General features: G+C 66.3%; 1 protein-coding gene. It reads right to left on the bottom strand.

Translation table 11 applies throughout. The features are described from left to right. Window positions 1–3,204: non-ribosomal peptide synthetase (locus tag M5B96_RS32120; RefSeq protein WP_248801158.1), on the bottom strand; the 3,204-nt coding region annotated here is incomplete at both ends.

A 3,204-nucleotide genomic window follows, 5' to 3' on the forward strand; every position in this document is an offset into this window, starting at 1 on the left:
AATAGGCGGTGATACGCTGCGGATCGATGCCTTCGATGGCCTGGGCGGTCAGGGAGAAATCGATACCCTCATCGGCAACAGCCACTTCGATCGGGTAGTTGGTGCGCGCTTCGTTGCTCAGGAAGCGCACGCCGTCCCAGGCCAGTACCTGGTCCTGGTTGGCCAGGGAACCGCCATCGCTCGAATGACGGTAGTTGAACAGGCTGGTGAACAACGGCAGGCCCGCGGCCACGCCGCTGCAACGTTGAGCCAGGGCCAGGGAGGCCTGTTCGTGGACCAGCAGTTCACTGAGGTCGCGATAGGTTTCGTCGACCAGCGCGGCGACGCCGAACCGGGCCAGTTGCACCCGCACCGGCAGGGTATTGATAAACACCCCGAGGGCACGATCCGCCCCGGCCGAGCCTTGCAGACGCCCGGCGACCACGGTGCCGAACACCACGTCGTCGCGCTCGCTGCAGCGCCCGAGCACCTGGGCCCAGGCTATATGGAACAACACCGCCGGCGTGACCCCGGCGGCTTGCGCGCGGGCGCGGACCTTGCGGCTCAGGGCCGGATCGAGGCGCACGCTGGTTTCCGTGACCCGGGCACCGTCGCCCTGGACATCCAGCACGCCAAAAGGCGCGGTAGGTTCATCGATGCTCGCCAGGCGGCGGCTGAAGTAGTCTTCGTGGACCTCGGCCGGCGTGGCGAGGATCTGCGCGACAAACTCGCGATAGGGGTGCGGGGCCGGCAGCTCGGCCGCCTGGCCCTGCATCAGGGCGCGGATTTCCTCGAGCACGATCCCCAGGGATACGTGGTCGCTGATCATATGGTGGTCGAGCAGGGCCAGCAACCAACGCTCGGAGTGCGGGTCGCGGGCAATGCAGGCGCGCATCAGCGGCGCCTGTTGCAGGTCCAGGCGCAGGTGGCGTGGATCGCTCAGGCGTTCCAGCTGGCTGCGCGGGTCTTCATCTGGCGTCAGGGTCAGGGTCTGGACCGGCAACTGGGCGCGGCGATGGACCACCTGCACGGCTTGTGGCTGGCCGACCCAGTGCACCGCGCTGCGCAGGATGTCATGGCGGTCGATCACCGCTTGCAAGGCGTCGACAAAACTATCAAGGCGCTGGCGATCATCGAACTCGATCAGCGAACGCACCAGGTAGGCGTCGCCCTCATGACCCAGCAGGTGATGGAAGAGGATGCCTTGCTGCAATGGCGCCAGCGGGTAGATGTCCTGGATATTGGCGGCACCGCCGGGAACGGCGGCGACGATCCGTTCCAGCTGGGCGGTGCTCAGTTCCACCAGCGGCAACATATCCGCGGTCAACCGGGTGCAGTCGGCCGGGATACGGTTGGCCGGGGCCTGGAACAGCGCCTGGCCGTCGCGGCTGATGGCCTGGGCCATTTCCCGCACGCTGGGGGCGGTGAACACGGTGCGCACGCTGGCGTTGAGGCCGTGCTGGCGCAAGCGGTCGATCAGGCTGACGGCCAGCAGCGAGTGGCCGCCGAGTTCGAAGAAGCGGTCGTGCCGGCCGACCTGCTCGATGCCCAGCAGGTCCTGCCAGATACCGGCGACAATCTGTTCGATCTCGCCCCGTGGGGCCTCGTAGGCACGGCTGGCAAAGGCGTCCTGTCCCGGTGCGGGCAGGGACAGGCGGTCCAGCTTGCCGTTGGGGGTCAGGGGCATGGCTTCCAGGTGCACATAGGCACTCGGCACCATGTAATCCGGCAGCGCTTCCAGCAAGGCAGCACGTAGTTGTTCGACTGGCACCGGCTCACCGCACAGGTAGGCGATCAGGCGTTTGCTGTCGGACTGGCCGGGCTTGCTTTCGCGGGCCACCACCACGGCTTCGCGAACACCGGCACAGGCAGCGAGCACGGCCTCGATTTCGCCGAGTTCGACACGGAAACCACGGATCTTCACCTGGTCATCGTTACGGCCCAGGTATTCCAGGGTCCCGTCCGCACGCCAGCGGCCGAGGTCGCCGGTCTTGTACAGGCGGGCGTCCGGATCGGTGGTGAACGGGTCGGCGATAAAGCGTTCGGCACTCAGTTCGGCGCGGTTGAGGTAACCACGGGCCACGCCGACACCACCGATATGCAGTTCCCCGGCCACGCCCAGCGGTGCCAGGTGGCCGGCGGCATCCAGCACATGCAGCTGGGTGTTGCGCACCGGCGTGCCGATGGAGCGGAAATCCTCGTTGTCAGGTTCCATCAGGCGGATCGAGGCATTGACCGTGGCTTCGGTCGGGCCATAGGCGTTGAACAGCGCCGGGCGGTGGCCCTCACGTTCGAACCACTGGGCCACGGCCTGCTTGCCCACGGCTTCGCCGCCGATCATGAATTGACGCAGCGAGGTCGGCAGCGGCACATCGGCGTCGCGGCTCACCTGTTGCCAGAACACCGTCGGCAGGTTGGCCACGCTGATCGCGTACTGCTCGCAGAGGGCGGCAAAGGCGGCGGTACCGGCGATCCAGGCATCGCTGCGCAGCACCAGGGTGGCACCGGACAGCAACGCGCCGAAGATCTCTTCCACCGACATATCAAAGGTCATGGTGGCGAATTGCAGGACGCGATCCCGCGGATTGAGGCCGTAGCGCTCTTGCAGGGCGCCGATCTGGTTGCACACCGAACGGTGTTCGAGCATCACGCCTTTCGGCTTGCCGGTGGAACCGGAGGTGTACATCACATAGGCCAGGTGCCGTGAAGTCAGGCCGCTGACCCGTGGGTTGGCGTCGTTGCCCGGGGTGTCTTCCAGGTGCAGGTGGGTGAGCGACAACGCCGGCAGTTGTTCGGCCAGGTTACCCTGGCTCAGCAGAACCCGTGGCGAACTGTCGTCGAGCATATGTTGCAGGCGGTCCTGCGGGTAGTTCGGGTCGAGCGGCACGTAGGCGCCGCCGGCCTTGAGGATGGCGAGGATGCCGACGATCATTTCCGGGCTGCGTTCCACCAGCAATGCCACGCGTTCGTCCGGGTTCAGGCCGGCGGCGATCAGGCGATGGGCGATACGGTTGGCTCGGGCGTTGAGTTCGGCATAGCTGAGGGCGATGCCTTCGGCCTGCACGGCAATCGCCTCGGGACGCGCCTTGACCTGAAGCTCGAAGACTTCCTGCAACAGCAGGCCTTCGGGGAACGGCACCAGGGCCGGGTTGAAGTTGCCGAGCAATTCGCGGCGTTGCTGATTGTCCAGCAACGGCAGGCTTGCCAGCGGTTGCGTGGCGTCTT

The organism is Pseudomonas sp. MWU13-2105 (genome assembly GCF_023242315.1).
Taxonomy (GTDB): Bacteria; Pseudomonadota; Gammaproteobacteria; order Pseudomonadales; family Pseudomonadaceae; genus Aquipseudomonas.